The 21835-nt window shown below is 60.3% G+C and carries 20 protein-coding genes and 1 tRNA gene; 14 read left to right on the top strand and 7 right to left on the bottom strand.

Annotated features, from left to right (window positions below; genetic code table 11):
• Positions 1–2: 2 nt before the first annotated feature.
• Positions 3–857, bottom strand: coding sequence for a LysR family transcriptional regulator (locus FFT87_RS12820; RefSeq protein WP_219949079.1), 855 nt, complete (start codon positions 855–857; stop codon positions 3–5).
• A gap of 87 nt (positions 858–944) precedes the next feature.
• Here FFT87_RS12820 and FFT87_RS12815 point away from each other — a divergent pair, with 87 nt between their 5' ends.
• On the top strand, positions 945–2375 hold the full coding sequence (locus tag FFT87_RS12815) for an MFS transporter (RefSeq protein ID WP_219950834.1): 1431 nt from the start codon (positions 945–947) through the stop codon (positions 2373–2375).
• Here FFT87_RS12815 and FFT87_RS12810 read toward each other — a convergent pair whose 3' ends face one another.
• A complete protein-coding gene (locus tag FFT87_RS12810) occupies positions 2376–3377 on the bottom strand; it encodes a phosphotransferase (protein WP_219949078.1) in 1002 nt (333 codons plus the stop codon).
• A 67-nt stretch (positions 3378–3444) separates the two neighbouring features.
• Here FFT87_RS12810 and nudC point away from each other — a divergent pair, with 67 nt between their 5' ends.
• Both nudC and FFT87_RS12800 read left to right on the top strand, forming a co-directional pair.
• Complete coding sequence (nudC, locus tag FFT87_RS12805) at positions 3445–4371, top strand: NAD(+) diphosphatase (RefSeq protein ID WP_219949077.1); 927 nt, start codon at positions 3445–3447, stop codon at positions 4369–4371.
• On the top strand, positions 4368–6059 hold the full coding sequence (locus FFT87_RS12800; RefSeq protein ID WP_219949076.1) for an ATP-dependent helicase: 1692 nt from the start codon (positions 4368–4370) through the stop codon (positions 6057–6059). Before nudC ends, FFT87_RS12800 begins: the two co-directional genes overlap by 4 nt.
• On the opposite strand, the gene FFT87_RS12795 is transcribed toward FFT87_RS12800, so the two are convergent.
• Positions 5980–6870 (bottom strand): hypothetical protein, encoded by an 891-nt coding sequence (locus FFT87_RS12795; protein ID WP_219949075.1) that lies wholly within the window; start codon positions 6868–6870, stop codon positions 5980–5982. The two genes, FFT87_RS12800 and FFT87_RS12795, sit on opposite strands and share 80 nt — an antisense overlap.
• Positions 6871–6945: 75 nt before the next feature.
• Entirely contained in the window at positions 6946–8289 is a 1344-nt protein-coding gene (locus FFT87_RS12790) for a zinc-dependent metalloprotease (RefSeq protein WP_219949074.1), read from the bottom strand.
• Between the two features lie 108 nt (positions 8290–8397).
• Between FFT87_RS12790 and FFT87_RS12785 the strand changes: the two genes are divergently transcribed.
• From FFT87_RS12785 to fmdA, 6 genes are all read left to right on the top strand, one after another.
• Positions 8398–9510 (top strand): PDZ domain-containing protein, encoded by a 1113-nt coding sequence (locus FFT87_RS12785; RefSeq protein WP_219949073.1) that lies wholly within the window; start codon positions 8398–8400, stop codon positions 9508–9510.
• Between the two features lie 111 nt (positions 9511–9621).
• The gene (locus FFT87_RS12780) at positions 9622–12516 is read left to right on the top strand and encodes a UPF0182 family protein (protein WP_219949072.1); all 2895 of its coding nucleotides are present in this window, start codon (positions 9622–9624) and stop codon (positions 12514–12516) included.
• Between the two features lie 89 nt (positions 12517–12605).
• A tRNA-Met gene (locus FFT87_RS12775) sits at positions 12606–12682 on the top strand.
• Positions 12683–12990: 308 nt separating this feature from the next.
• Complete coding sequence (locus tag FFT87_RS14760) at positions 12991–13218, top strand: zinc ribbon domain-containing protein (RefSeq protein ID WP_370628584.1); 228 nt, start codon at positions 12991–12993, stop codon at positions 13216–13218.
• Positions 13219–13306: 88 nt separating this feature from the next.
• Positions 13307–13867, top strand: coding sequence for an AmiS/UreI family transporter (locus tag FFT87_RS12765; protein WP_255559940.1), 561 nt, complete (start codon positions 13307–13309; stop codon positions 13865–13867).
• Positions 13868–13946: 79 nt separating this feature from the next.
• Positions 13947–15200 carry a formamidase gene (gene fmdA, locus FFT87_RS12760; RefSeq protein ID WP_219949069.1) on the top strand — a complete coding sequence of 418 codons (1254 nt, stop codon included), beginning with the start codon at positions 13947–13949 and terminating at the stop codon, positions 15198–15200.
• A 96-nt stretch (positions 15201–15296) separates the two neighbouring features.
• Here fmdA and fdhD read toward each other — a convergent pair whose 3' ends face one another.
• Positions 15297–16136, bottom strand: a complete 840-nt coding sequence (fdhD, locus tag FFT87_RS12755; RefSeq protein ID WP_219949068.1) for a formate dehydrogenase accessory sulfurtransferase FdhD — start codon at positions 16134–16136, stop codon at positions 15297–15299.
• Between the two features lie 103 nt (positions 16137–16239).
• Between fdhD and FFT87_RS12750 the strand changes: the two genes are divergently transcribed.
• Positions 16240–16740, top strand: coding sequence for a molybdenum cofactor biosynthesis protein B (locus FFT87_RS12750; protein ID WP_219949067.1), 501 nt, complete (start codon positions 16240–16242; stop codon positions 16738–16740).
• A 22-nt stretch (positions 16741–16762) separates the two neighbouring features.
• Here FFT87_RS12750 and moaC read toward each other — a convergent pair whose 3' ends face one another.
• Both moaC and glp read right to left on the bottom strand, forming a co-directional pair.
• Positions 16763–17242 carry a cyclic pyranopterin monophosphate synthase MoaC gene (moaC, locus tag FFT87_RS12745; protein ID WP_219949066.1) on the bottom strand — a complete coding sequence of 160 codons (480 nt, stop codon included), beginning with the start codon at positions 17240–17242 and terminating at the stop codon, positions 16763–16765.
• The gene (gene glp / locus FFT87_RS12740) at positions 17239–18501 is read right to left on the bottom strand and encodes a gephyrin-like molybdotransferase Glp (protein WP_219949065.1); all 1263 of its coding nucleotides are present in this window, start codon (positions 18499–18501) and stop codon (positions 17239–17241) included. The genes moaC and glp overlap by 4 nt, the downstream gene beginning before the upstream one ends.
• Before the next feature lie 90 nt (positions 18502–18591).
• Between glp and FFT87_RS12735 the strand changes: the two genes are divergently transcribed.
• From FFT87_RS12735 to FFT87_RS12720, 4 genes are read left to right on the top strand one after another with little or no spacing between them, the layout of a single operon-like run.
• Positions 18592–19005, top strand: a complete 414-nt coding sequence (locus tag FFT87_RS12735) for a molybdopterin-binding protein (RefSeq protein ID WP_219949064.1) — start codon at positions 18592–18594, stop codon at positions 19003–19005.
• A 47-nt stretch (positions 19006–19052) separates the two neighbouring features.
• A complete protein-coding gene (modA, locus tag FFT87_RS12730) occupies positions 19053–19817 on the top strand; it encodes a molybdate ABC transporter substrate-binding protein (RefSeq protein WP_255560159.1) in 765 nt (254 codons plus the stop codon).
• Positions 19818–19855: 38 nt separating this feature from the next.
• A complete protein-coding gene (locus FFT87_RS12725) occupies positions 19856–20638 on the top strand; it encodes an ABC transporter permease (protein ID WP_255559939.1) in 783 nt (260 codons plus the stop codon).
• 3 nt (positions 20639–20641) lie between these two features.
• Positions 20642–21820, top strand: a complete 1179-nt coding sequence (locus FFT87_RS12720; RefSeq protein ID WP_219949061.1) for a sulfate/molybdate ABC transporter ATP-binding protein — start codon at positions 20642–20644, stop codon at positions 21818–21820.
• The last annotated feature ends 15 nt before the right edge of the window (positions 21821–21835 follow it).

Here is a 21835-nt window from a genome sequence, read left to right as displayed (position 1 = left end):
AGCTAGGAGCGGCGCTGCACCGGGCGGCTGAGGATTGCGGCGCTCAGCGCATCGACAGGTTCGCGAGCGGCCATCGGGTTGTCGAGGAGAACGAAATCCACGTCGCCGAGTTCTGGCAACTCGAACGATGCCGGAACCTGGGCAAGATCGGCGGGGATCAAAGACTGAGGGAAAACCGCGATACCGATTCCGGCCCGTACTGCAGCCAGAGCACCATTGACCTCTTTGACATTGCACGTGATTCGCCAGGTGCGTCCGCCAGCTTCGAGCGCTCGCATGGCGAACTCACGACCCAAACTCGGAGCTTGATAGGCGATCAACGGAACCGGAGCTCCGGCTTCTAGGGTCATGCTTTTGTGGCCGAGCCACACCATCCGATCGCGTCGCACGAGGCGGCCGCCTTCCGCGCCCGCATCTTGTTTGACGAAGATCAGATCGAGCTGACCTGCTTGCAGGCGGCGAACAAGGTTTCCGCTCTGGGCGACGGTTAGCTCAAGGTTGATCTGGGGGTACAGCTGACGAAAGTCACGGAGGATCCCCGGGAGCTGGGTGAGGGCCAGATCGTCAGCCGAGCCGAACCGAAGGCGACCCCGCATCGCCGAACCGGTGAAGTACTTTACGGCTTGGTCTTCCGCGGCCAGTATTGCTCGAGCGAACCCGAGCATTGCCTCGCCATTGTCGGTGAGCGAGACGGCGCGAGTGTCACGCATGACGAGAGTTCGACCGGCGGCAGCCTCGAGTTTGCGCACGTGCTGGCTAATGGTGGGTTGGCTCAAGCTCAAGCTTCGAGCGGCTTCCGTGAAGCTGAGGGTGTCGGCAACGGCGACGAAAGACTTGAGCAGGACAGGATCGAACACAACACTCCATTACGAAACGTAATTGAATTTATAGGCTCGATTATGCACTGGAATGAGCGCTAAGACAATACGGTTAGATCTGTGGCTATGACATCTGAGACTTCTCCGGCAACAGTGCCTATCTCGGCGGTGATGCAGCGACCTCTGTGGCGCGACACCTTTAGCTCGCTTCGGCTGCACAACTACCGGCTCTATGTGATTGCCCAGTTCATTGCCTACACCGCTGCGTGGGTACAGCGCATTGCCGTCGATTGGCTGGTTCTCGAGCTCACCGGCAATGTCGCGCTGGTGGGGCTGACTATCGCTATCCAGTTCACTCCGACCATTATTCTTGGCGCGTATGCCGGAGTTATCGCCGACCGTTTCGACAAACGCGCAACACTCATGCTCGCGCAATCCATCATCGGGCTCCTCAGTCTGGCGCTGGCGATCATCACCATTATCGGAGCTGCAGAACTCTGGCTTGTCTACCTGCTGGTGTTGCTGATGGGCATCATCCAGGTCTTCGATAACCCCGCGCGAGCGGTCTTTGTCAACGAGCTGGTCGGGCCGCGGCATCTGCGCAATGCGATCAGCCTCAATGCGTCAATTTTCCACTCCGGAGCATTCTTGGGCCCTGCACTCAGCGGCGCACTCATCGTGGCTGCGGGGTCGGGGTGGGCAATCGGAATCAACGCTGTGGCGGTCGTGATCGGTGTCATCATTCTCGCCTCGATGCGCAAGAAGGAATTGCTCATTGCCCCACGCGCTCCAGAGTCAAAGGGGCAGATCCGGGAGGCAATGCGGTACATCCGCAATAAGCCAACGCTGTTCTGGACCATGGTGATGGTCTTTATCGTCGCCGTCTTTGGGATGCCCATGCCAACGTTGCTAGCGGCGATGGCGAACACTGTCTACGACACCGGAGCTAGCGGCTATGGTCTCTACAACTCACTCGCGGCGATCGGGGCGCTGCTCGGCGCCCTTGCCTCCGCACGCCGGTCCAGTCTCCGGCTGCGCACAATCATTTTTGGTGCGGTGCTCTATGGCGTGATGATGATGCTCGCCGGTATCGTGCCCATCTACGGGCTGTTCCTCGGGGTTCTCATCGGAGTCGGACTCAGCAGATTGCTGCTCATGACGGCAGCCGAAACGATGGTGCAGTTGTCGTCAAACCTGGTCATCCGCGGTCGCGTTATGGCGTTCTGGGTGATGGTCATCTTGGGTGGACAAGCAATCGGCGGTCCCCTGATGGGCTCCATCGCCGAATTGTGGGGCGCCAAAATCGCGTTCGTGATCGCTGGTGGAGTTCCGGCCGCGGTCGCGATTGCGATCGCGATTGTGCTCGCACGTTCTGGTCGGCTCACCGTCAAGGTTGCGCCACGCCGCAATGGCCGCTGGGTGGCGATTGTGCCGCAACATCAGTCGCGCGCCATCACCGAGCCGATCACTATTGTCGACGCGAACGCCCTGCCAGCACCGGCGTCTCGCAAGAGGGTGCGTCGGCTCACGCGGTCGCGTTCGCGTTCGCAGGAGTAGCTAGCCCACGCGATTCTTGTTGCGCAGCATAGCTTCGACCTCGTCAACGGCCATGGTGGGCATGGTGTTAGTGCTGATCGGATTCATGACGTCATCGCGGATGTCATCAAGCAGAGTGGTCAGCATCTCAACAGCATCGTCCACAATTTCAGTACTGCGAACTTCGGTGCCGTGAAGCAACCATTTGACCACCGAGAGCTCTGCATAGAAGGTGGCGCGTTGCTTGAGCTGGCGATCGCCAGCACCACGGGCATCCGCGTAGGCACCGAAAGCGGATTCGATGATGGCGTCGTTGCGGGGGCCGAGCAACCACTGCAAATCTGTCGCCGGGTCACCGACCTTAACGTCTTGCCACCCCAAAACACCGGTGACGGCATTGTCTGAGCTCAAGAACGAGTCGGAGACGAGAGAGCCGTTGATGACGGTGGGCTGGAACTGCCACAACTTCGAATCTTCCGTTGCCTCGCGCCAACGATCGAGCAACGCTGCCGGAACCAACTTCGTCGCCGTAGCGCGATCGATGATCGAAATGCACGACCGAAGGCTTTCGCCAGCGGTCTGAACCGGCAGCCCAGCATCCGCCACGAAGCTTGTCGGAAGGCTATGAATCGCCGCTACTGCAGCGCCGATTGACGCCGACAATGAGCCGGGGCCGGTCGTGTACGAACGCATGGGGACTTTGCTGCCGTAAACGAACTCGTAGACGATGCCGCGAGTTTGGCCAACCGGAACCTGCCCGGCATAGCTGGTCACAGCGAATGGCAATCGAGTGCGCACGCCGGCGCTCAGTGCGCGCAGTGCGACAAGGTCGGCAGATTGCACATTTTCCGCAGAAGTGTTGCGGGGCACCCGGATAATCAGGTGCGAGCCGTCGCGTCCGGTGATGAGCGCGGAGTCGAAGTCGTTGACGGTGCCGGTGCCGAACGGAGCGGCTGCGGCGACATCGAGTCCCTCAACAGCGGAGGTCGCCAGCGCGGCTAGAGTGAGATGTGATCTGGCCATAACACTCAGGGTAGGTCGATCAGGCGTGCATTTGCCGTACGCCACGCACTTGGGACGGGGTCGATGCATGACACAGGCTTTTCTTTCGCGACTGCCGTTGTCACGGTACGAGATTGACCGTGACCATCTCGCGAGAGAAGACCCTCGACTTCTGGACCGTTTGTGGCGCGATACGACCACCAGAGTTCTTCCGATTTTCGCTGGCTCAGCCCTTCTCGCGGCTGATGGCTCGTTAGCTCTGCTCAGGCCAGACGCCATCGAGCGTGGCCATACCAGTGTGTATCTCGGGCGTTCGCTCTCCACGACAAGCCCCGAGCCCGTAGGCACGCCGATCGTGACTGTCGAATTGCAAGATGCTGGTCACTTTGCAGAGGCCAATTGGGGGAATCTGCGCAGCATCGCCACGCAGCTCAGCGACCGCGATGCCGGACTGTTTACCGAGGCACTCGCGATCTTGAACTGGCACTCCTCTCATCTGTTCTCCCCACGGACGGGCGAGCCCACGGTTGTGGAGAAGGCGGGTTGGGTGCGCCGTGATGTCGCATCAAAGCTCGAAGTCTTTCCGCGCACCGACCCGGCGATTATCGTCGGGGTAACCGATCAGAACGATCGTTTGCTTCTCGGCTCTAATGCTCTCTGGGAATCGAATCGCTACTCGCTGTTGGCGGGATTCGTGGAGCCAGGAGAGTCGCTTGAGTCTGCTGTTCAACGCGAGATTTTCGAAGAGTCCGGTGTTCCGGTCGTCGATCCGGTGTATTTGGGCAGCCAGCCTTGGCCTTTCCCCGCTTCTCTCATGTTGGGCTTCACCGCATCCGTCGCTCCGGGATTTGCCGGGCCGGGGACCCCTGATGGCACCGAAATTCTCGACCTCCGCTGGTTTAGCCGCGCTGAACTTGCCGCCTCGCTTGGCGAGATTCGCCTCCCCGGGCACTCGTCCATTGCGCGCGCCATCATTGAGCACTGGTACGGACAACCGATAGACGAGCAGCCGTGACCCTCGATGCCAATGCACTGCTCGACGCGCTCGACGACGGCCAACGGCAAGCTGCCGAAGCGCTATTAGGCCCCGTGTGTTTGCTCGCGGGGGCGGGCACGGGAAAGACCCGAGCGATCACCCACCGTATTGCGTACGGCGTGGCGACCGGGGTCTACCCTCCAGGCAGAGTGATGGCGCTCACGTTCACTAATCGCGCGGCGGGCGAGCTGCGCGGCAGGCTGCGTACCCTCGGAGCCGAAGGCGTTGCGGCTCGAACTTTTCACGCCTCTGCTCTGTCGCAACTCAACGCGTTCTGGCCGCAGACCATTGGGGGGACGATGCCGCGTTTGCTTGAGGGCAAAGCGCGGATGATCGCGCACGCTGCTGACTCCCTCAAGTTCAAGATTGACACCGCGACACTGCGCGATGTTGCTGCCGAGATCGAGTGGCGCAAAACATCCCGAATGTCGATCGCGCAGTATGGCGAAGCCGATCGCGCCCTCCCTGCGGCACTCACGATGGAACGAATGGTCGACCTCCAGACCGCTTACGAGGCGACTAAGGATGCTCGGCGCCAGATTGACTTTGAGGATGTGCTGTTGGCTGCCGCCGGCATGATCGAAGCTGAGCCCCGAATAGCCCAGCAAGTGCGGGAGCAATACCGCTTCTTCGTCGTCGACGAATATCAGGACGTTTCGCCCCTCCAGCATGAACTGTTGAGGCTCTGGGTGGGAGATCGCGACGACCTCTGCGTCGTCGGCGATGTCAGCCAAACGATCTATTCCTTCGCCGGTGCAAGCCCAGACTTCTTGCTGCGGTTCGCCTCTCATCACGACAATGCCGTCGTGTTGCGGTTGGAACGCAACTACCGGTCGACCCCCGAAATCGTTCATCTGGCCAACAAGCTGATGGCAAACCAGCCAGGGGCGCTCACCTTGCAAGCGGCAACGACAGAGCACTCTGTGACTCCCGCTGTCACAGCATTCGATGATGACCAAGCGGAAGCCGCTGCCGTGGCTGAAACTATCGCTGGGCAAATTGCGGCCGGCACGCTTCCCGAAGAAATTGCCGTTCTCTACCGCATCAATGCGCAGTCTCAGGTTATCGAAGCCGCGCTGTCAGCCGCGGGGGTGCCGTTTCTCGTGCGTGGAGCAACTCGCTTTTTCGATCAGCGCGAGGTCAAGGAAGCGATCATGCTCCTTCGCGGGGCATCCATCTCAACCGCCACCGAGCCACTCTTCAAATCGGTCAGTGACATTCTCCGATCAATCGGATGGTCGCAGGATCCTCCCGAGAGCGCCGGCGCCATTCGGGATCGCTGGGAATCTCTCAACGTGATCATGCGACTTGCCGAGGATGCGCCGGCAGAGATGACCCTCCGCGAGTTCGTTGCTGACCTCGTCGATCGTCAAAGCAGCAACAACGAGCCACTGCGTTCGGCCGTGAACCTTGCCACCATGCACTCGGCAAAAGGGCTCGAGTGGGACTGCGTGCATATTGTGGGGCTCAACGAGGGTTTGTTGCCGATCAGTTATGCCCGCACGCCCGCGGCGATCGATGAAGAACGACGACTGCTTTATGTCGGCGTGACGCGGGCCAGACGGTCACTGGGGCTGTCGTGGTCGGCTAGCGCACAAACAGGTCGGGGTGGGCGCCGTGCTCCCAGCCGTTTTCTGAACGATCTGCCTGATCGGACGCAACGCTAGCAACGTTTCCGACCTGTTGGCAGCCGCACTCCGGATGGCTAAAGCGGAGACTTTCGTCACGGCGACCTGTCGCATAATCGATGCGCACCGATGAAGCGGCATCGGCGGGGGTTTGATCGAAAACGGTGTAGCCGCCTCTTCCCAATCGATGCAGAGCCATCCGACTTGCCTCGGCCGCAGCTTCGGCAATGAGCACCGGGGTCTCGGCGTGGGAATGGCGGCCCATTAGTTGAGTTGCGATGGCGGGCCAGGCAACGTCGGCGTCGCGACGGTGGAGCTCGACGCACAGCAAACATCCGGTGATGCCCGGGGTGACGACGGGGCCGATCTCGGCCGCAGAGTCTGACACCACGACCGGCAGGTGCGGAATATCCCGGCGCAGCCAGTGCGAGTGCACTGAGGGGGCGATGACGAAGTGCCCGACCAAGATCGTGAGATCCGGGTCTGGCCCGGCTAGCTCATCCGAGTGCTCAGCGGTGCTCACCGTCACTCCGCTAGCTGCGAGGGTTCGAGCGATTGCTTCGGTGAGCGCGCCGGAGCCCACGATGGCAACGTGGGCGCTTGGCGGTTGTGGCGGCGTGGCAACGAGGATTCGCGAGAGCGCGTCGAGAAGGTCGTCACACTCGGCGGGGTGCGACCGTGCCAGCATGCCGATTCCGCTGCGACTGATGCCCGAGACAAGAGCCGAGAGGATCTTCTCTTGGATGTCGGTGACATGGGGCAGCACAACAGCGGGTGGGTCGATACCGAATTGGGCGCTCGTGGGGGAGCGCCACACCAGTGGTAGGCGGGGGTCTACGCGCAGGATCATGTGCCTATTGTGCACGCCTGTCCGATTGGTCAGTGCGAAGATTCCACAGCGCGCAGCGAGCGCGGTGCACGCTGCTTAGGAGTTGTCGCCTTCGTGAGGCCGGTCTCCAGACTCGTCGTTCAGGAGGTCGTTAATTGCCTGATCGATATCGTCTGGGGTCTTTCCGCCATCACGGAGTCGAGCCACGAGCGCGGCAGGATCGTCGATGTCGGCGCCGGTGGGCATCAGGTCAGGGTGTGACCAGAGAGCATCACGCTGCTCTGCGCCAAGTTCGTCACTGACGTGTTGCCACATTGCGGCGGCTTCTCGTAGTCGACGAGGTCGAAGTTCTAGGCCGACGAGGGTGGCAAACGCAGACTCTGCTGGTCCGCCAGAGGCGCGACGCCGACGCACAGTTTCTGCGATCGCGCCCCGCGCAGGCAGTCGAGTGGTGGCAGCCGCGGTAACGACATCAACCCACCCTTCGACCAGGGCGAGCACCGTCTCAAGACGTTCAAGTGCTTCCCGTTGTTCCTCGCTCTTAGGCGGGATGAGCGAACCATTCGTCATGGCGTCGCGCAAGTCTTCAGGGTTGCTTGGATCGAAACCGTTTGCGAGTTCGGCAATCGCATCCGAGTCAATGTGGATGTCGTGGGCATAGGCCGTAACCGAGGTCATGAACTGTAGGCGCAGCCACTTTGCATGCCGGAACAGTCGAGCGTGCGCGAGCTCGCGCACGGCCAAGTACAGGTGAATTTCTTCGTCAGGAAGGTCGAGGCCATTGCCAAATGCGAACACGTTTTGGGGCACGATCGCTGCCTGCTGCTCATCGAGCAGGGGGATACCGATGTCTCCGCCAGAGACCACTTCACTCGAGAGCTGCCCGACAACCTGGCCGAGCTGCATGGCGAACAGGGTGCCGCCGATGTTGCGCATCACTTTGCTCGCACCGCTGAGCATGTCATTCATCTCTTCTGGGGTGTTTTGCGTGAGTACGTCAGTGAGCGAGTTCGCGATCGAATTCGCCACGGGCTCAGCAAGCTGTGTCCAGACGGGCATGGTGAGGGTGACCCACTCGCTGCGGCTCAGAAGTTTGGGCTCCACGGTGAGTTCAGAAACGTCAGTGACCTCGTTGAGCCACAGTGATGCCACGTGGAGGGCCTGTTCCAGCTTGGAACGCTCCGCGGGCAACGAGACGACAGTGCCTTGCGCGGCGAGGCCTTTAGCTTGCTGGAGCGCAATGTCCCAGTCGATTCCATCTTTGCTGTTACCGAGGGCGCTCTGGAGCTGGCTCAGGAGCTGCTGAATCATTGCAGGATCATTCGGCAATCCCGCCGCGGCAGCAAGCTTTGCGGGGTCAATCTCTCCATCTCCGGAGAGGAACTCTCGCATCATGTCGCGGAACTCGTCTTCGGAATTGTTGTCAGCGTTGTCAGCCATGGATTAACGCTAGCCGCTCGATGGCGTGCGCGGCTGAGTTTTGACCTAGGCTAGTGAGTCTTACCGTGCGCCTGTGGCGAACACCGCTTCCACCCCGTAAGGACCTAGGTGGCCCTGTTTACTGATAATCGTCCCGAACAGTCGTCTCGTCGCGCCCGAAGTGGCTGGCTTGGCTGGCTGATTCTCAGCGTTGCGCTCATCGGAACGTTGTTGGCAACGCTCGTTCCCTCGCCGTACATCATCGAACAACCGGGCCCGGTCTACGACACCTTGGGCGACGTTGAGATCGACGGCGAGCTTGTGCCGCTCATCCAAATTCCCGTCGAAACGACGTATCCCACTGAGGGTGCGCTCGACATGCTCACCGTGAACGTGCAGGGAAACCCTCAGTCGCCGCTGAGCTGGTTCGAAGTCGGTGCCGCGTACTTCGACCGCAGTCGCGCGATCGTTCCTGTCGAATCCATTTACCCCACTGGCGTGACGGTTGAGGAATCAGCAGAAGCTGGCCGCATTCAGATGGAAAGCTCGCAACAGGAAGCAATTGCTGCGGCACTGTCCGATCTGGACTACGAATTTGATGCAACGCTCACCGTCGCCGAGACAAGCGCCGACGGACCATCGGATGGTGTGCTGCAGGCTGGCGACATCATCCGGTCGGTTAATGACGAAACTTTCGCTGACGTTGCCGGCCTTCGCGATGCGATTGCGAGCAACGGAACAACGACGCCCGCCATCATCGTCTTTGAACGCGAGGGTGAAGAACAGACGGCGGAGATCACGCCGACAATGAGCGAGGGCGATGACGCCATCGCTGTCATCGGAGTCATTGTGGGTAGTGAATACAACTTTCCCGTTGACGTCAAGATTCAGCTTGAGAATGTCGGCGGCCCCAGCGCAGGCATGATGTTCGCGCTAGGGATCATCGACAAGCTCACGCCTGGTGCGATCAACGGCGGTGAAGAAATTGCGGGAACCGGCACCATCACCGCCAGCGGTGACGTCGGGCCAATCGGGGGAATTCAACAGAAGATGTATGGGGCCCGCGATGCCGGCGCCAGCTTTTTCTTTGCCCCAGTAGAGAATTGCGATGAGGTCGCGGAGAACATCCCCGACGGCCTCACCGTGTACGCAGTGGATAACCTCAACGACGCTCTCGTCGCGCTCGCCAGCATCCGTGCTGGCCTGAGCGGCACCGGGCTTCCGTCTTGCGACGCACGTTGACCGCTATTGGGTGATCGTTTCCCCGATTGACGCTGAGAGCGATCATTCGCCCCGCGCCCATGAAAGACCTTTAAGATACCGCTAGGCCCCCAATCTCAGGAGCGAAGTACAGTGTCGAGCCAAACCGAATCAGCCCCTAAGAGCAAAACGAGGTCTGCGTTTACGATCACGGCGATAATTCTCGCCGTCATTGTGATCGCATTCTTCTTGTTCTCCAATCTCTATGCCGACGTTCTCTGGTTTGACCAGGCCGGCTATCTCGAGGTGCTTACCACCCAGTGGATCGCTAATGCGGTGATGTTCCTTATTGGTTTTGCTGCGATGGCAATTCCGGTGGGTATCAGCCTTCTCATCGCGTTCCGTGCACGCCCGATTTACGCGAAACTCAATGCGCAGCTGGAGGGCTACCAGCAGGTAGTCGAGCCGCTCCGCAAGCTCGCCATGGTCGGTATCCCCGTTCTTTTGGGAGTTTTCGGTGGCGTCTCCGCTGCTGGCAGCTGGCCCGTTGCGTTGCAGTGGCTCAACCGCACCTCTTTCGGTGAAGTCGACCCGCAGTTCAAGCTAGACATTGGCTTCTACTTCTACGAGCTGCCCATGTACCACGGCATTGTCGGATTCGCTTCCGCGGTACTCATCGTTTCGTTCGTTGCCGCTCTCGCGACAAGTTATCTTTACGGTGCGCTCAGCGTTCATGGCCGCGAAGTGCGCATCTCACGTTCTGCGCGCATCCAGTTGGCCGTCACCGCCGGCCTCTTCTTTGCTGTTCAGGCATTGAGCATCTGGCTCGACCAGTTCACCACGCTCTACTCCTCGAGCCAGGGATTCCTGCAAACCGGTGCAAGTTACACCGAGGCAAACGCCACAATTCCGGGTCGCGCAATTCTTGCGGGAATTGCCGCCATCGTTGCCATCCTGTTCATCGTTACGGCCATAATCGGTCGCTGGCGTCTGCCGATGATCGGTACCGCTCTGCTGCTGATCAGCGGGCTCGTCGTCGGAAACCTCTACCCGTGGATCGTCCAGCGCTTCCAGGTAGACCCCAACGCGCGTACCTACGAATCGGAATATATAGATCGAAGCATTCAGGCGACACGTGATGCCTACGGCGTTGCCGACGTCGAAGAGATTCCTTACAGCGCGACGACGGATGCCGAATCTGGTGCGCTGCGTGAAGACGCAACGACAACGGCAAACATCCGCATCCTCGACCCCGCTATTGCGCCGCAGGCGTTTGCGCAGCTCGAACAGTTCAAGCAGTACTACCAGTTCGACAGTCACCTCGATGTTGACCGCTATGACATTGACGGCGAGACGCAAGACACCGTCATTGCGGTTCGTGAGTTGAACCAGTCCGGTCTGGGCGATTCCCAGTCTTGGTACAACAATGCCGTCGTCTACACGCACGGTTACGGCGTTGTTGCGGCCTACGGTAACCAACGCGCTGCCGATGGTCAGCCGGTGTTCTTGCAGTCGGGAATCCCCAGCACGGGTGCCCTTGGCGAATTTGAGCCTCGCGTTTACTTCGGTGAGAAGTCACCCGAGTACTCGATTGTCGGTGGACCCGAGGGTGCCGATGACATCGAGCTCGACTTCCCGTCGGGTGGCGAAGATAGCAACCAGAACGCCACCACCACGTTTGACGGCGAAGGTGGGCCAGTTCTCGACAACGTTTTCAAGAAGCTTGTTTACGCGATCAAGTTCCAGTCTGAGCAAATCTTCCTCTCGTCAGCGGTTACTGAAGAGTCGCAGATTTTGTACGACCGTGAGCCTCTCGACCGTGTCGCGAAGGTAGCGCCGTACCTCACCGTTGACAGCGATGTCTACCCCGCCATCGTGGACGACCGCATCGTGTGGATCGTCGACGGCTACACCACGGGCGCTAACTACCCGTACTCGCAGGTCGAGCAGCTCTCCAGTGCGATTGCAGACACCTACACGCCGGCGCCGCAGTTCGCGCTCGACAACATCAACTACATCCGCAACTCGGTCAAGGCAACAGTTGATGCCTATGACGGTTCGGTGAAGCTGTATGCGTGGGACGACGAAGATCCTGTACTGAAGACCTGGAACAAGATCTTCCCGAACACGCTGCTGCCACAGAGCGACATGAGCGTTGAACTGCTCGACCACGTGCGGTACCCCTCTGACCTGTTCAAGGTGCAGCGCGAGATTCTGGGATCCTTCCACGTGACGGATGCTGGCTCGTTCTACTCGAGTGACGACCAGTGGGTGAGCCCGGAAGACCCGGTTTCAGCAACTGGTTCGCTTCAGCCCCCGTACTACCTCACGATGCAGGTTCCGGGAACCGAAGACCCCGCGTTCACGCTGTACTCGACCTTCATTCCGAAGGGAAGTGCAGACGCGACCCGAAGTGTTCTCACCGGATACCTCACCGCGAACTCGGATGCCGGGCCAGATTACGGCAAGCTCACGCTGCTGAATCTGCCCAAGAAGGACACCATCCCGGGTCCTGGTCAGGTGCAGAACAGCTTCAACACCGACACGATTGTCGCGAACCAGCTTGCGCTCTTGCAGCGCGGTGACACCGAGGTGAAGCTCGGAAACCTGCTGACGCTGCCCGTCGGTGGCGGACTGCTCTATGTGCAACCGGTTTACGTGCAGTCAACGAGTGGAACCCAGTACCCACTGTTGCGCAAGGTGCTCGTATCGTTCGGTGATGAGATTGCATTCGAGGACACCCTCGACCAGGCACTCGACTCGCTGTTCGGGGGAGACTCTGGAGCCGAGGCTGGCGACGGTGAAGTTCCGGTTGACCCGGAGGTTCCGGTTGATCCAGACGCGCCAGTGGAGCCCGTTGATCCTGACGCGCCAGTTGAGCCAGTAACGCCGGGCGACAACCCCGCTCTCGACAAGGCTCTTGCCGACTACAAGTCAGCATTGGCCGATCGTCAGGCAGCCTACGCTGACAACGATCTCGTCGCTGCCGCTGAGGCAGACGACCGCATGACCGCCGCAATCCAGCGGGCAATCGACGCCACTGAATAGCGAATTCTGACTCAGCGGGCCGCAGCACACTGCGAACCCGCTGAGTTCGGTTTTCACCTCCTTCACCCTGTGTTAGTCTTTAAGCACGCCGCGGGGTGGAGCAGTTCGGTAGCTCGCTGGGCTCATAACCCAGAGGTCGCAGGTTCAAATCCTGTCCCCGCAACCATGTGAAAGATCCCGGTCTCGAAAGAGGCCGGGATTTTTGCGTTAACCGCGCGAAGCTTCTTTCTGCGGTGCGCCAGCTGTTTTATTTGACGGCATCCTTCTGGTTCTCGGTGACTTTCTCCCGGCCGGGTGCGCATAGCGGAAATCCCCTCGTCGCAGCAGAGTGGTACCGCGACCATTGCTTCCCTGAGGGATGCTTGCTAGCGTCTCGAGATATACAGAGTCGTCTACCCGAGATCGGTGGTGAGCGCCATTCCTGCTTACGAATATTCTTGCGCTGAACACGGGCATTTCGACAAACGAGCGCCGATGGGTGACATTCCCCAGACGGCTTCATGCCCGGCTTGTGCAGGCGACGCACCTCGTATTTTCAGTTCCCCTCTTCTCAATTTTGGGAACGCCGGAGCGAGAAGACTTCTCGATGCAACCAACGCAACGGCGGATGCACCGCAGGTGGTTGGTTCGCTTCCTTCGGGGTCTCGTCGCCCCCAACGGGTTACCTATGATCCTCGAGCGCAGAAATTACCGCGCGCCTAGAGAATAAAAAACAGGAAGCGAGATCCAGATGAGTGCTGTCGGTTTGCTATACGTAGGTGCGGTCCTATTTCTCAACGGGCTAGCGCTGATGGGCATTGTGAAAGGCGCCGGCGCAACGCCGCTCAACTGGTTTGTCGGGTTCCTGCAAGTTCTCACTCCGACGTATCTGATCTTTACTGCCGGTGGAGACGCTGCGGTGATTTTCTCCGCGAGCGGTCTCTATCTCTTTGGCTTCACCTACCTGTACGTCGCGATGGGAAACACCTGGGGCTACGACCCAACGGGGCTCGGCTACTTTTCCCTCTTCGTCGCTATTGCGGCGGTCGCCTACGCCGTCGCGAACCTTGTCTGGTTCGGTGACTACGCGTTCTTCGTTATCTGGCTCCAATGGGCCGTTTTGTGGTCCCTGTTCTATCTAGTGCTTGGCAAGGGAATGACCTCGCTCACGTGGATCACTGGGGCAGTTGCGGCGGTGCAGGGCTGGATTACCGCCGCCATTCCAGCGTTCCTTATCCTCACGGGAATTTGGCAAACGCTAGACGGCGCGATCGTCGCAATTGTGCTCGCGGTGGTCTTCATCGTCGCAATGGTCATCTTGCGCACCCGCCAACCAGCTCCCGCGGAGGAGGTGGCCCACTCGAACGCCTAAGCCTCCGCGGCGGCCATCCCGCAGCGAACGCAGTTTCACGACTCTCACAAGAATTTGTTTCATCTTTGAAAGGAAAAAAATGTCTGAGAATCTGTTTCCCTTAGATTCCGAAAAATCCTTTACCGACCAGAAACTGGTTGGCCACAATCGATGGCATGGAGATATTCCGGCGGCCGTCACGGTCAAACCGGGACAGGTGTTTCGAGCTGACTGTCGTGAATGGTTCGACGGGGCAATCGTTAACGATGACTCAGCTGATGACATCGCCAATGCGCCGCTAGAAAGCGTCCACGTGTTGAGCGGGCCGTTCGCCATCGAAGGTGCCGAACCCGGCGACCTGCTGATTGTCGACATCCTTGACATCGGCTCGATCCCGAACGAGACGGGCCCGTTGGCAGGTCAGGGCTGGGGCTATACCGGAGTCTTCACGAAGAACAATGGCGGAAGCTTCCTCGTAGACCAGTTTCCCGATGCGTACAAGGCAATCTGGGACTTCGAGGGCGGGTACGCGACCTCGCGCCACGTGCCTGAAGTGCGCTACCGCGGCATCACGCACCCCGGGCTCATGGGAGTGGCGCCGTCAAATGATCTGCTGGCAACGTGGAACTCTCGCGAGGCCGCTCTGATCGCGACGGACCCGCAGCGAGTGCCGCCACTGGCGCTTCCCCCGGAGCCGCGCTCGGCGATTCTCGGATCGCTGTCGGGCGCTGAGTTCGACCGGGTGAGCAACGAAGGTGCCCGTACTGCACCGCCTCGCGAGAATGGCGGAAACCAGGACATCAAGAACTTCACGAAGGGCACGCGAGTTTTCTATCCCGTGTTTGTCAAGGGAGCGAACCTGTCGTTCGGCGACCTGCACTTCAGCCAGGGTGACGGTGAGATTACCTTCTGCGGTGGTATCGAAATGGGCGGATTCCTTGAGCTCAAAGTCGACATCATCAAGGGCGGCATGGAAAAGTATGGAGTGTCGGAGAACGCGATCTTCCAACCAGGAATCGAAGGCCCCCAGTACAGCGAATGGTTGGCTTTTAGTGGCACCTCGGTCACGCTCGATGGCGAGCAGAAGTACCTCGATTCCGATCTCTCCTACCAGCGTGCGTGCTTGCATGCGATCGACTACCTCACCAAGTTCGGCTACAGCCCCGAGCAGGCCTACCTCCTGTTGGGATCCGCTCCAATCGAAGGCCGGTTGTCTGGCGTCGTCGATATCCCGAACTCGTGCGCCACGGTGTACCTACCAACGGCAATGTTCGACTTCGACATCACACCATCGAAGGGCGGGCTGCATAAAATCAATTCCGGGATCGGAGCCCCGCGCACCGCAAATAGCTAAGAGCACGCGCTGACGCCTTTCGGGGTTCAGCACTGCTCAACGACAGGGCGGTACAGCAGTCGGTACAACCGGCTGATGTACCGTCTTCGTCGTTTGTTAGCCCGCAGTGAGAGCCTGGATGCGATCTCCCGCATAGATCACCATCGAGTTTCCTCGGAGAAAACCGACCAGCGTCATGCCGACCTCCGCTGCGAGCTCGACAGCGAGTGAGGAGGGCGCCGACACTGCGGCGAGCACGGGGATTCCGGCCATCTTCGCCTTTTGGGTTAGCTCGAAGCTTGCCCGGCCCGACACCATCAATACGGTGCCTCGAAGCGGCAAGAGATTCTCTTTGGCTGCCCAGCCGATTACCTTGTCGACGGCGTTGTGTCGCCCGACATCCTCTCGAAGCACCAGTAATTTGCCTGTAACCCCGTCGAAAAGCCCAGCGGCATGCAACCCGCCCGTCTTCTCAAACACTGCCTGCTCCGCCCGCAGTTTCTCGGGGAAGGTGATTAAGACCTCGGGGTCGATCCTGACGGGGTCGTCAGCGACTTCGTACGCGGATTGCGTGCTCACCATCTCGATGCTCGCTTTGCCGCAGACACCGCACGAGCTAGTGGTGTAAAAGTTTCGCTCGAGGCTGGGATCTGGCGGTGGAACGTCTGCTGCGAGGGTCACATCGAGCACGTTATACGTGTTCTGATCCGCGACGGTTGCGTCAGCGCAATAGCGGGCGGCAACGAACTGGTCACCTCGACTGATGACGCCCTCTGACACAAGAAACCCCGCAGCTAGGTCGTAGTCGTTTCCCGGGGTGCGCATAGTGACGGCCAGGGCGCGACCACCAACGCGGATTTCTAACGGCTCTTCGACAGCAAGAAAATCTTCTTTGACGCTTGAGGTAGCACCGACTGTGAGCCGAGTAACTTTGCGCCGAACCGTGATCCTACTCATAGGTTCAGGTTTGCAGTCCACGAACCCTTTCGCAAGCTAGCCGAAGAACTTCGTGCGGAAGCTGCTGTAGCTAGTCGCCGCCATGCTGTCGTACCGTTAGGGCATGATTCAACCGCAGCATGAGCTGACTGACGCCATCGTCGCCGCCGTCATCACTGTCTCTGACCGGAGTTCGCGCGGGGAACGTCGTGATGAATCAGGCCCCCGCATTGTCGAGATGCTCGCCGCACAGGGGTACTCCGCGACCGCAACAGTGATTCCGGATGGTGTGGAAGCTGTCGAAAATTCTCTAGTGGCTGCGATCGACGTCGGTGCACGACTCATCATCACGACGGGGGGCACCGGCATCGGGCCACGCGACTTCACGCCAGAGGGAACACGACCAGTGCTCGCGCGAGAGATACCCGGTATCGCGGAGATGCTTCGCCGTGAAGGCGCCAGAAGCACCCCCATGGCGGCCCTCAGCCGCGGACTAGTGGGGGTGACTCAGCAGTCTCTGATCGTCAATCTTCCGGGATCACTGAGTGCAGTCACCGAAGGGCTGGACGTGCTGCTGCCGCTCGTTCCGCACATCCTCGACCAATTGGACAACGGCGACCACTAGCGCCGCGCCTAGTGGGATGTGGCTACTCTGGCCGCAGCCACTCTCCAGAGCGACCGCCAGACTTGGCGAGCAAGCGCACATTCTCAATCTGTACGGACTTATCCATGCCCTTGACCATGTCGATAATAGCCAGTGCTGCAACCGACACTGCGGTGAGCGCTTCCATCTCAACGCCGGTGCGGTCTGCGGTACGCACGGTCGCCGTGACAGCAACACCATCATCCGTAATCTCAAGGTCGACTTGGGCACCGTGTACGCCAATGATGTGCGCCAGTGGCAACAGCTCAGCAGTACGCTTAGCCGCCTGGATGCCGGCGATTCGAGCGACCGCTAAAACGTCACCCTTGGGCGCCGTGCCCGACCGCAACTCACCAATGACCGTGGCGGAACAGCGAACGAAGCCGGCCGCCGTCGCCGAGCGCACCGTTGGAGTCTTGGCAGTGACATCCACCATGTGGGCTTGGCCAGCGGCGTTGAGGTGAGTGAAAGGTGTCTCGTTCATGTCACTAGTGTGACAGCGAGTAGCTGACCTTCGCGTACGTCAGTGATGTCGTGAGGGACGAACGCCAAGGCGTTCGCGTGCGCCAAGCTCGCGACGAGATAGGAACCGGCCCCACCGGCAGTTGCGGGGCGTACTGTTGGCGTTCCGCCCTCATCGACGCTAACGACAGCCGGCATGTATTGGGCACGCCCTGCCGGACTCTGCCATCCGGTGGAAACGGTCGCGACAACCGTGTCGCGCGTGATCTGCGTTCGCCCCGCCAGCGTCAACAAGGCGGGCCGCACGAATGTCTCGAAGGATACGAAGACGCTCACGGGGTTGCCGGGAAGCGCAAAAATTGCGGGCCCATCGCCGTCGCCGCTTGCTCGCGGAAGTCGCCCAAACCCCTGCGGCTTCCCCGGTTGCATACGCACCGGGCCGAACCAGACGCCGAGCGGCGCAAGCACGTGGCGCACGATGTCATAAGCTCCAACGCTCACGCCACCCGAAGTGATGAAGACGTCGACGTGAGCGGCATGCTCCTCGAGAACGGCACGCAACGCATCCTCGTCGTCGAGCACCGAGCCAAGCTGAATCGCCACGGCACCGGCTTGGGTCACCAATGCCGCTAAGAGTAACGAGTTCGAATCATGGATTTGGCCCCCGCTGAGGGGCTCACCGGGCGCCCGAAGTTCGCTGCCAGTGGAGAGCACGCCAACGCGCGGTGGGCGGTGAACGAGCAGCTCGCTGCTGCCGGTCGCGGCCGCCGCAGCGAGATCGCGCGGGCCAAGCACGCGGCCTGCTGTCAACACTGTCTGGCCGTTGTGCACGTCTGTTGCTGTGCGCCGGATGTGGGCAGCAGGTTTCGGGGCGCGAGAGATAAGCACGGTGTCAGTTCCGCAGTCAGTGTCTTCGATGGGCACGATGCAGTCAGCATCAGCGGGTACAGCGGCGCCCGTCATGATGCGGGCAGTTTCGCCGTCGCGAAGTGGCGGGTTCTCGGCCGAACCGGCCGCGAGGTCAGCGACGACTTTCAGCCGGACGGGCGACTCTGCGGACGCGGCCGAGACATCGGCCCGGCGAAGGGCGTAGCCATCCATAGCGGAATTATCGAAACTCGGAACATCCACTTTCGCCAACACGTCGGCAGCGAGTGTGAGGTTGAGAGCGTCCGCGAGTGAAACCCAGACGGGCGCTAATGGTGAGACTGTCGCGAGAATGCGCTCGCGATGCTCATCGATGCTCATCGGCGACGGAGTGGCGGACGCGTCAAAGGGCATGCTCCGAGTCTAGTGACGCGGAAGATGCTGTAGTCAGCTGAGGAAAATGCGAACGGATAGTCCCGCAGTTGCGGTGATATTGTCGTATCTATGACGCAATATCGGATCAGTGAGGCCGCCGAACTTCTTGGGGTGAGCGACGATACTGTGCGGCGGTGGGTGAATTCGCAGGAGTTGACGGCGGCCACTGACGGCTCAGGTCGTCAAGTGGTGGATGGCGCAGAGCTGGCGGGCCTGTCCCAAGAACGAGCTCGCCACGCTGCCTTGGCGCAGCAGAACACCGACTCTGTCAGCAGCGCTCGCAATCGAATGGTCGGGCTCGTGACGGGAATCGTCAGCGACACCGTTATGTCACAGGTAGAAATGCAGTGCGGTCACCACCGAATCGTTTCGCTCATGTCGACAGAAGCAGTGCGTGACCTGAAGCTCGAAATCGGGTCGCTCGCGGTAGCAGTCGTCAAGGCAACGATGGTTGTTGTCGAATCTCCGCAGGGCCACCGATAGTGGTTCGTCATTCTGAACGAAGTGTCAGAGCGCCGCGCTTGACGCGTGTGGCAGCGGCGTTGGCCGTTGTTTCGGCGTTGACGCTTTCGGGCTGTAGCTCCTCGGTTTCCGGCTCAACGGCATCCACACAGCCAGGTGAACTCCAGGGAACTCTCACCATTTTTGCGGCGGCGTCACTCACTGAGTCATTCACCGAACTGGCGGCAATCTTTGGTTCGGATCACCCGGACGTCACGATCGCGCCTATTTCCTTCGACGGATCGACGACACTGGCGACACAAATAAGGGAAGGTGCTCCTGCCGACATATTCGCGGCGGCAGATGGGGCCACAATGCGCTCCGTCAGCGACTTGCTCGACGGTGAGGCGATACCTTTCGCTAGCAACTCGTTACAGATTGCGGTGCAGCCGGGCAACCCTCTCAACATCTCTGAGCTGGCTGACCTTTCAGCTCCCGGAGTGCAGCTCGTCCTGTGTGCGCCACAAGTGCCGTGCGGGGCTACCGCCCAGACCCTCCTTGACCGCGAAAAAATCGTCGTGACTCCCGCAAGCGAAGAACTCAACGTAAAAGCGGTGCTGACTAAGGTGCAGCTGGGAGAAGCGGATGCCGGCCTTGTGTACGTCACGGATATCGCCGCAGCGGAGGCGGTTGAGGGCATCAATATTCCGGAGGCAGACGAGGCCAAGAGTACCTACCCCCTCGGGATACTCGAATCGTCGGCGAACCCCATTGTCGCGGAGGCATTTCGAGACTTCGTTGTCTCTGACCGTGGTCAGAGTGTTCTCTCGCGCTACGGGTTCGGTCGGTCATGAGCGCGAATATGCGGCTCCAAGCCCCTGCTGGCGTAGGAATGCCGCGACTGTTATACATTCCCGCCGCCGTAGGGTTCGCCTTGCTGGTGCTGCCACTGGTGGGATTAGTTGCTCGCGCCGACTGGCCACGTGTGCCCGCGGCCATTGTTTCGGCAGAAGCCTTGTCTGCTCTCGGCCTCTCGCTGCAGACGGCGCTCTCGGCAACGGCTCTGTGCCTCATCGTCGGAGTGCCGTTGGCGCTGGTGATCGCGAGATCTGGTCCCCGCCTCGCTGGGTTGCTGAGGGCACTCACGACCCTGCCTCTTGTCATGCCGCCCCTCGTCGGCGGCATCGCTTTGCTCTATTTGCTCGGACGTAACGGACTAGTTGGCGGCTTCTTGGAACTCACCTTCGGCATCCACATCCCTTTCACGACGGCGGCCGTAGTCATCGCCCAATCATTTGTGGCGCTGCCGTTTCTGGTGATCGCCGTCGAGGGGGCATTGCGTACAGCGGGGACGGGATTCGAAACGGTCGCCGCGACTCTCGGCGCTGGTCGCTGGACCGTGTTTCGCCGGGTGACGTTGCCGACCATCCTTCCCGGCCTTCTCGCGGGCACCGTGCTGTGCTTCGCTCGTGCGCTTGGCGAGTTCGGGGCCACAGCGCTCTTCGCTGGCAACGCGGCGGGCATTACGCGCACGATGCCTCTCGCGATCTACACCGCGTTCAACGGAGCGGGCGCGACGCAGGATTCCGCAATCGCTCTCTCGCTCCTCCTTGTGGTCGTCGGAATCATCATCCTGTTGCTCTTGCGCAGCTGGCGAACCACTCCGGGGATGTGACGAATGGTCTTGCAGACTGAACTTGTAGTACAGCGAGGTCCGTTCACGCTCGATGTGGCTCTTAAGGTCGGGGCGGGAGAGACCGTAGCGATCCTCGGTCCGAACGGCTCCGGCAAGTCAACACTGCTCGCGGCGATCGCCGGGCTCGTGACTCCCGATCGCGGTGTCGTCACCGTCAACGGCAGAGCACTGACTCGCGTGCCGGCACACGGGTCTCGAAAGCGCGATGTTTCCGTGCACCGTCGCCGGATCAGTCTTCTCGGGCAGGACTCGCTGCTGTTTCCGCATCTCACTGTGCTGGAGAACGTAGCGTTTGGTCCGCGAGCACGGGGGATCGGTGCCGCTCCGGCGCGCCGGATCGCCGGAGCGTGGATTGCTGCTGTTGGCCTCACGGAGTTCGCGGAACGTGCACCAGCGTCGCTTTCTGGCGGTCAGCAGCAGCGCATCGCTATCGCCCGGATGCTTGCTACCGAGCCAGACGTGCTGCTATTCGACGAGCCGATGGCCGCGCTTGATATTCAGAACGCTTCTCTCGTTCGCACGCTGTTGCGCGAACGCCTCACCGATCGCCACAGCACGCTCCCTGGCCATGTGTCTGGCAGGCTCGCAGCGACAATCATCGTCACTCACGATGTGGTCGACGCGATGGTGTTGGCAGACCGTGTAGCCATCATGGAGGAGGGAAAGATAGTGGACATCGGTGGTGCTGATCGTGTTCTCCGGCAGCCGGCTTCGCCGTTCGCGGCCGCGCTGGTGAACCTCAATCTGCTCAACGGAATCGTCGAAACAGCCACTCTCGTGAGAACAGCCGACGGGCGACGGTTTGCTTCTCTCGCGCCTCTTCCTCCGATCGGCTCTGAGGCGTCGATTGTCTTTTCGCCATCGGCTGTAGTCGTGACGTCTCTGCGATCGGAGCACGGTCGTCCGAGGGTGGCATTCGCAGGCCACGAGATACCAAACACGTGGCGGGCGAGCATCGCTACTCTTGAGCCCGCGGTTCGGGGTGTGCGTCTCACTTTCCGTGGTGATAGCGTCGCGGCTGAGGCATCCGCTACTGAGATATTAGAAGAACGAATATCGTCAGGTGACTCGATCACGGCGTTCGTTGATCCCGCGGCGGTGACGATCTACCCCCGACGAATCAGCGCAAGCAGTTCACCCAGCGAGGTGCAGCTAGGCTGAGGCCATGGCTTCCTC

The sequence above is a fragment of the Salinibacterium sp. M195 genome (assembly GCF_019443965.1).
Classification (GTDB): Bacteria; Actinomycetota; Actinomycetes; order Actinomycetales; family Microbacteriaceae; genus Rhodoglobus.
The sequence above is the reverse complement of the archived record's forward strand: the minus strand, read 5'-3'. Positions and strand labels throughout refer to the sequence as shown.

Excerpts from the sequence above, each read along its gene's own strand:
- fdhD (WP_219949068.1), bottom strand. The coding sequence starts at position 16,136 with ATGAGTAGGATCACGGTTCGGCGCAAAGTTACTCGGCTCACAGTCGGT.
- FFT87_RS12750 (WP_219949067.1), top strand. The coding sequence starts at position 16,240 with ATGATTCAACCGCAGCATGAGCTGACTGACGCCATCGTCGCCGCCGTC.
- FFT87_RS12765 (WP_255559940.1), top strand. The coding sequence starts at position 13,307 with ATGGGCATTGTGAAAGGCGCCGGCGCAACGCCGCTCAACTGGTTTGTC.
- FFT87_RS12810 (WP_219949078.1), bottom strand. The coding sequence starts at position 3,377 with ATGGCCAGATCACATCTCACTCTAGCCGCGCTGGCGACCTCCGCTGTT.
- moaC (WP_219949066.1), bottom strand. The coding sequence starts at position 17,242 with ATGAACGAGACACCTTTCACTCACCTCAACGCCGCTGGCCAAGCCCAC.
- nudC (WP_219949077.1), top strand. The coding sequence starts at position 3,445 with ATGACACAGGCTTTTCTTTCGCGACTGCCGTTGTCACGGTACGAGATT.
- glp (WP_219949065.1), bottom strand. The coding sequence starts at position 18,501 with ATGCCCTTTGACGCGTCCGCCACTCCGTCGCCGATGAGCATCGATGAG.
- FFT87_RS14760 (WP_370628584.1), top strand. The coding sequence starts at position 12,991 with ATGGGTGACATTCCCCAGACGGCTTCATGCCCGGCTTGTGCAGGCGAC.
- FFT87_RS12815 (WP_219950834.1), top strand. The coding sequence starts at position 945 with ATGACATCTGAGACTTCTCCGGCAACAGTGCCTATCTCGGCGGTGATG.
- FFT87_RS12795 (WP_219949075.1), bottom strand. The coding sequence starts at position 6,870 with ATGATCCTGCGCGTAGACCCCCGCCTACCACTGGTGTGGCGCTCCCCC.
- FFT87_RS12720 (WP_219949061.1), top strand. The coding sequence starts at position 20,642 with ATGGTCTTGCAGACTGAACTTGTAGTACAGCGAGGTCCGTTCACGCTC.
- FFT87_RS12790 (WP_219949074.1), bottom strand. The coding sequence starts at position 8,289 with ATGGCTGACAACGCTGACAACAATTCCGAAGACGAGTTCCGCGACATG.
- FFT87_RS12735 (WP_219949064.1), top strand. The coding sequence starts at position 18,592 with ATGACGCAATATCGGATCAGTGAGGCCGCCGAACTTCTTGGGGTGAGC.
- fmdA (WP_219949069.1), top strand. The coding sequence starts at position 13,947 with ATGTCTGAGAATCTGTTTCCCTTAGATTCCGAAAAATCCTTTACCGAC.
- FFT87_RS12725 (WP_255559939.1), top strand. The coding sequence starts at position 19,856 with ATGCCGCGACTGTTATACATTCCCGCCGCCGTAGGGTTCGCCTTGCTG.